Genomic DNA, 6,163 nt, shown 5'->3' with positions numbered 1-6,163 from the left:
GGCTAATTTGAAACTTTCTCAAAACAGCCCTGATTCGAACATCTCTATATATAGAAGAGGACGAACGACGACTTCCTTTATTCAGCCTTCAGCGTAATACGAGCGAACGCTTTCTTGCCTGCCTGGCAAACATGCGTCGCACCCAGAGCAAATACGAAACCGCGATCGACCACTTCACCATCGACCTTCACACCACCGGATGCCAGCAAATCACGAGCAGCCGCAGAGTTCTTCACCAGACCTGCCTTATTAAGGATCGCAGAGATCGGCATGTCTTCAGCAGCCGACACCTCGACCTCAGGCAAATCCTCAGGCAGCTCACCCTCTTTCATCCGGTTACCAGCGGCGCGATGCGCATTGGCTGCCGCTTCTTCACCGTGGAAACGAGCAACGATCTCCTCAGCCAGCTTGATCTTGATGTCGCGCGGGTTGGCACCTGCCGCCACATCCGCACGGAAACCATCGATCTCTTCCATGGAGCGGAAGCTGAGCAGCTCGAAGTAGCGCCACATCAGGGTGTCCGGAATCGACACGAGCTTGCTGTACATCACACCCGGCGCCTCCTGGATGCCGACGTAGTTGCCCAGCGACTTCGACATCTTCTTCACGCCATCGAGCCCTTCCAGCAACGGCATGGTGACGATGTTTTGAGCTTCCTGACCATAGCTGCGCTGCAGCTCACGCCCCATCAGCAGGTTGAACTTCTGATCGGTACCGCCCAGCTCGACATCTGCCTTCAGCGCCACGGAGTCATAACCCTGCACCAGCGGGTAGAGGAACTCGTGGATGGCGATCGGCTGATTGGTGGTGTAGCGCTTGTCGAAATCGTCGCGCTCAAGCATCCGGGCCACGGTGTACTGCGAAGCCAGGCGAATGAAATCGGCAGGCGTCAGCTTGTCCATCCAGGTGGAGTTGAACGCCACCTCGGTCTTGGCCGGATCGAGAATCTTGAAGACCTGCTGTTTATAAGTCTCGGCGTTGTCCAGCACCTGCTCGCGGGTCAGCGGTGGACGGGTGGCACTCTTGCCGCTCGGATCGCCGATCATCCCGGTGAAGTCACCAATCAGGAAGATCACCTGGTGACCCAGATCCTGGAACTGGCGCAGCTTGTTGATAAGTACCGTGTGCCCCAGGTGCAGGTCAGGCGCAGTCGGATCGAAACCCGCCTTGATACGCAGCGGCTGACCGCGCTTGAGTTTCTCGACCAGTTCGGACTCGACCAATACCTCTTCCGCACCACGCTTGATTAGCGCTAGCTGCTCTTCAACCGACTTCATAACAGACCCGCAAGGCTCAGATTCAAAGGGCCCCAACCATACAAGATCAACCGCCAAATACAAGTTCCCGGGCCGGATGTGACCCGCCACCCTGTAGATGACGTCTGCACGCTTGCTTTGAAGGGGATTTGGTTATATTTTATACAGTTATTTCATCTTCATCATGTCATTCATCTTTTCCTTTTCATCTTTTTCAAAGTCTATTTATCCATGACCAAAGAACCGCCTAAAGCGCCCCCGCTTTATCCGAAGAGCCACCTGTTGGCCGCAAGCGGCATCGCCGCCTTGCTCAGCCTGGCTTTGCTGGTATTCCCGTCCAGCGAAGTGGAAGCCAAACGGACCACCCTGAATCTCGAACTGGAAAGCCCCGCAGAGCAGCTCAAGGACCAGCCAGAGCAGCCACTCGCCGCAGAGGAAACCAGCACCTCGCCCTTCGCGCAGATCGACAACTCCGCGCAATCGACCGAGGAAACCGCCAAGACCGAACCCGCCACTGCGGCGCCGGAACCCGCAAAAGAAGTCGCCAACAATCAGCCCAACCACCGCGAAGTCACCGTGGCCCGCGGCGATACCCTGTCGACGCTGTTCTCCAAAGTCGGCCTCCCCGCCAATGTCGTGCATGAAGTACTGGCCAGTAACAAGCAGGCCAAGCAGTTCAGCCAACTCAAGCATGGCCAGGTGCTGCAGATCGAACTGGACAAGGACGGTCAACTGGCCAGCCTGCACAGCAAGGTCAGCGACCTGGAAACCATCCGCCTGAACAAGAGCGCCAACGGTTTTGTCTTCAACCGCGAAGTGACCAAACCCGTGGTCCGCTCCGCCTATGTGCACGGCGTAATCAAGAGCTCGCTCTCCGCTTCCGCACAGCGCGCCGGCCTGTCTCACAACATGACCATGGACATGGCCAGCATCTTTGGCTACGACATCGACTTCGCTCAGGACATTCGCCAGGGCGACGAATTTGATGTGATCTATGAACAGAAGGTCATCGACGGCAAAGTCGTCGGCAACGGCAATATCCTCTCGGCGCGCTTTACCAACCGCGGCAAGAGCTACAGCGCAGTGCGCTACACCAACAAGCTCGGCACCACCAGCTACTACACCGCCGACGGCAACAGTATGCGCAAGGCGTTCATCCGTACTCCGGTGGACTTCGCCCGCATCAGCTCGCGCTTCTCTGCCGGCCGCAAGCATCCGATCCTGAACAAGATCCGCGCTCACAAAGGCGTCGACTACGCCGCCCCTCGCGGTACGCCAATCAAGGCTGCCGGCGACGGCAAGGTCCTGCTGGCCGGGCGCCGTGGCGGTTACGGCAATACCGTGATCATCCAGCACGGCAACACCTACCAGACCCTGTACGGCCATATGCAAGGCTTCGCCAAAGGCGTGAAGACCGGCGGCACCGTCAAGCAGGGCCAGGTCATCGGCTACATCGGCACCACCGGCCTGTCCACTGGACCGCACCTGCACTACGAGTTCCAGGTCAACGGTGTGCACGTCGACCCGCTGGGCCAGAAGCTGCCCATGGCCGACCCGATCGCCAAGGCCGAGCGCCAGCGCTTCATGCAGTTGAGCCAGCCGCTTATCGCGCGCATGGACCAGGAAAAGGCCACCATGCTGGCCTTGAACAAGCGCTAAGCCATGGCGCTCTATCTGGGAGTGATGTCCGGTACCAGCCTCGACGGCCTGGACATCGCCTTGATCGAACAGGAGCAGCGGACCTCGCTGCTCGCTACCCATTACATCCCCATGCCCGAGTCGCTGCGCCTGGCCATGCTCGACCTCTGCGCCAGCGGCCCGGACGAGATCGCCCGCGCCGCCCTGGCGGAAGCGGAATGGGTCCGACTAGCGGCGCAAGGCATCAAGCATCTGCTCGATAGCCGCCAACTGCGCGCCGAAGACGTTCGCGCGATCGGCAGCCACGGCCAGACTATCCGTCACGAACCAGCCCGCGGCTTCACGGTTCAGATTGGCAATCCCGCGCTGTTGACCGAACTGACCGGCATCACCGTCGTTGGCGACTTCCGCCGCCGCGACGTCGCGGCCGGCGGCCAAGGTGCACCGCTGGTTCCCGCATTCCATGAAGCCTTGTTCAGCAATGCGGGAGAACGTATTGCGGTTCTCAATGTCGGCGGCTTCAGCAATCTGAGCCTGATCGAGCAGGACAAGCCCGTCAGTGGTTTCGATTGCGGTCCGGGCAACGTGCTTCTCGACGCCTGGATCAACGAGAAGCAGGGCCATGCCTACGACGCCAGCGGCACATGGGCTGCAAGTGGCAAGGTTCTACCAGGCCTGCTCAGCAGCCTGCTCAGCGACCCGTTCTTTGCGGGCACCGGCCCCAAGAGCACCGGCCGGGAGCTGTTCAATCTGCCCTGGCTGCACCACCACCTCGGCACACAGCCAGCGTGCGCAGATGAAGACGTCCAGGCGACATTGCTGGAGTTGACCGCCCTGAGCATCATCGACTCACTGAAGAAGGCTCAACAGGACACCCAGGCCGTGCTGGTCTGCGGTGGCGGCGCGCGCAACGACGCGCTGATGGCTCGGCTGGCGAGCCTGCTGCCAGGTGCCCGGGTCAGCAGTACAGCAGACTTCGGTGTCGACCCGGACTGGGTCGAAGCCATGGCCTTCGCCTGGCTTGCCCATTGCTGCCTGGAAGGCATCGCCGGCAATCGCCCCAGTGTCACCGGCGCCCGCGGCCTGCGGGTACTGGGCGCCATCTACCCGGCATAGACCGCAGAAAGCAAAACGCCGCGCATCAGCGCGGCGTTCAGCAACATCCCGGCAAATCAGATCGAGAACGAGGAACCGCAACCACAAGTGGTCGTGGCGTTCGGGTTCTTGATGATGAAGCGCGAACCTTCCAGACCTTCCTGGTAGTCCACTTCGGCACCTGCCAGATACTGGAAGCTCATCGGGTCGACCACCAGGGCAACGCCCTCGCGCTCGACAATAGTGTCGTCTTCAGCGACATCTTCATCGAAAGTGAAGCCATACTGGAAGCCGGAGCAACCGCCACCCGTCACGAATACTCGCAACTTCAGGCGATCATTGCCCTCTTCGTCTACCAGGGTCTTCACCTTGTGCGCGGCGTTGTGCGTGAACTGCAAAGCCGAAGGGGTGAAGGATTCGACGCTCATGCTGAATATCTCCCGGCGCTATGCCGCCATAATGCGTGATGGCGCGCATTATCCGCTTCCCCTAGAAAATTGGTCAACTATAGAAGCGGCATCAGGCTACAAGCGGAAGGTATAAGTCCCGCCCACAGCCCGATGTGCTAGCCGTTAAGGCAGCAGCCCGGCGTGGGACAGGCCCAGACGCTCGTCGAGGCCAAAGAGGATGTTGAGGTTCTGCACCGCCTGGCCCGAAGCGCCTTTCACCAGGTTGTCGATGACCGACAACACCACAACCAGATCGCCGCCTTGCGGACGATGCACGGCGATACGGCAGACGTTGGCGCCACGCACGCTACGAGTTTCCGGATGGCTGCCGGCCGGCATCACGTCGACGAACGGCTCATCGGCATAGCGCTTCTCGAACAGCGCCTGCAGGTCCACAGAGGTATCGGCGACCGTCGCGTACAGCGTCGAGTGAATACCGCGGATCATCGGCGTCAGGTGCGGAACGAAGGTCAGACCAACGTCACCACCCGCTGCCCGGCGCAGGCCCTGACGAATTTCAGGCAGGTGACGGTGACCTTTGACCGCGTAAGCCTTCATGCTTTCGCCCGCCTCGCAGAACAGCGAACCTACGCTGGCACCGCGGCCGGCACCGCTCACGCCCGACTTGCAGTCCGCGATCAAGCGCGAAGTATCGGCGATGCCTGCTTCCAGCAACGGCAGGAAGCCCAACTGGGTCGCAGTGGGGTAGCAACCCGGCACCGCGATCAGGCGCGCCTGGCGGATCTGCTCGCGATTCACTTCCGGCAGGCCGTAGACCGCATCCTTGAGCAACTTAGGTGCACCGTGCGGCTGGCCGTACCATTTGGCCCATTCATCGGCGTCCTGCAGGCGGAAGTCGGCGGACAGGTCGATGACCTTGGTACCCGCCGCCAGCAACTCACCGGCCAGAGCGTGGGCAACGCCGTGCGGGGTGGCGAAGAACACCACGTCACAGGCGGCCAGGGTCTTGGTATCCGGGACGCTGAACGCCAGGCCGTCGTAATGGCCTCGCAGGTTCGGGTACATGTCGGCCACGGGCAGGCCCGCCTCGGAGCGAGAAGTGATGACCGCAACTTCAGCCTGAGGATGCTGTGCCAGCAGACGCAGCAATTCGACACCGGTGTAACCCGTGCCGCCGACGATACCGACCTTGACCATATACCTGCCCCCTATCAACGAACCGACTGGAAAGCCGACGATGATAGGGGCCAGCGACTACGCCTACAACCGTTGAGATGACGGGCGCGGCACCGAACTACTACTATCTGACGACCGTGAACCTGAAAGGAATAAAAAACATGCTGTACCTATGGATCAAAGCCCTGCACATCGTCAGCGTCGTCTGCTGGTTTGCAGGACTTTTCTACCTGCCCCGCCTGTTCGTCTACCACGCCCAGAGCGAAGACAGCATCAGCCGCGACCGCTTCGTGGTCATGGAGCGCAAGCTCTATCGCTTCATCATGGGCCCGGCGATGATCGCCGCCTTCGTCTTCGGAATCTGGATGCTGATCCTGAGCCCCGGCTTTCTCAGCCAGGGCTGGCTCCACGCCAAGCTCACCCTTGTCATTCTGCTGACCGGCTACCATCACATGTGCGGCGCCAACGTGAAGCGCTTCGCCCGCGGCGACAACACCCGCAGCCACACCTACTTCCGCTGGTTCAATGAAGTGCCCGTATTGATGCTGCTGGGCATTGTAATTCTGGTGGTCGTCAAACCGTTCTGAC

Annotated in this window: 6 protein-coding genes; 3 read left to right on the top strand and 3 right to left on the bottom strand. The window is 60.4% G+C overall.

Annotation, left to right across the window (positions count from 1 at the left end; genetic code table 11):
• Positions 1 to 77: 77 nt before the first annotated feature.
• Positions 78 to 1,277, bottom strand: coding sequence for a tyrosine--tRNA ligase (tyrS, locus tag DM374_RS20660; protein WP_095156122.1), 1,200 nt, complete (start codon positions 1,275 to 1,277; stop codon positions 78 to 80).
• 210 nt (positions 1,278 to 1,487) lie between these two features.
• On the opposite strand from tyrS, the gene DM374_RS20650 reads away from it, so the two are divergent.
• The gene (locus DM374_RS20650) at positions 1,488 to 2,915 is read left to right on the top strand and encodes a peptidoglycan DD-metalloendopeptidase family protein (RefSeq protein ID WP_110971562.1); all 1,428 of its coding nucleotides are present in this window, start codon (positions 1,488 to 1,490) and stop codon (positions 2,913 to 2,915) included.
• 3 nt (positions 2,916 to 2,918) lie between these two features.
• Positions 2,919 to 4,010 (top strand): anhydro-N-acetylmuramic acid kinase, encoded by a 1,092-nt coding sequence (locus DM374_RS20645; RefSeq protein WP_110971561.1) that lies wholly within the window; start codon positions 2,919 to 2,921, stop codon positions 4,008 to 4,010.
• A gap of 56 nt (positions 4,011 to 4,066) precedes the next feature.
• Here DM374_RS20645 and erpA read toward each other — a convergent pair whose 3' ends face one another.
• Complete coding sequence (erpA, locus tag DM374_RS20640) at positions 4,067 to 4,417, bottom strand: iron-sulfur cluster insertion protein ErpA (RefSeq protein WP_110971560.1); 351 nt, start codon at positions 4,415 to 4,417, stop codon at positions 4,067 to 4,069.
• Between the two features lie 144 nt (positions 4,418 to 4,561).
• A complete protein-coding gene (argC, locus tag DM374_RS20635; RefSeq protein WP_110971559.1) occupies positions 4,562 to 5,596 on the bottom strand; it encodes an N-acetyl-gamma-glutamyl-phosphate reductase in 1,035 nt (344 codons plus the stop codon).
• Between the two features lie 140 nt (positions 5,597 to 5,736).
• Here argC and hemJ point away from each other — a divergent pair, with 140 nt between their 5' ends.
• Positions 5,737 to 6,162, top strand: coding sequence for a protoporphyrinogen oxidase HemJ (gene hemJ, locus DM374_RS20630; protein WP_110971558.1), 426 nt, complete (start codon positions 5,737 to 5,739; stop codon positions 6,160 to 6,162).
• Position 6,163 lies beyond the last annotated feature (1 nt).

Source organism: Pseudomonas huaxiensis, assembly GCF_003231275.1.
In the GTDB taxonomy this organism is placed as follows: Bacteria; Pseudomonadota; Gammaproteobacteria; order Pseudomonadales; family Pseudomonadaceae; genus Aquipseudomonas; species Aquipseudomonas huaxiensis.
This window is presented reverse-complemented; position numbering and strand designations above follow the sequence as displayed.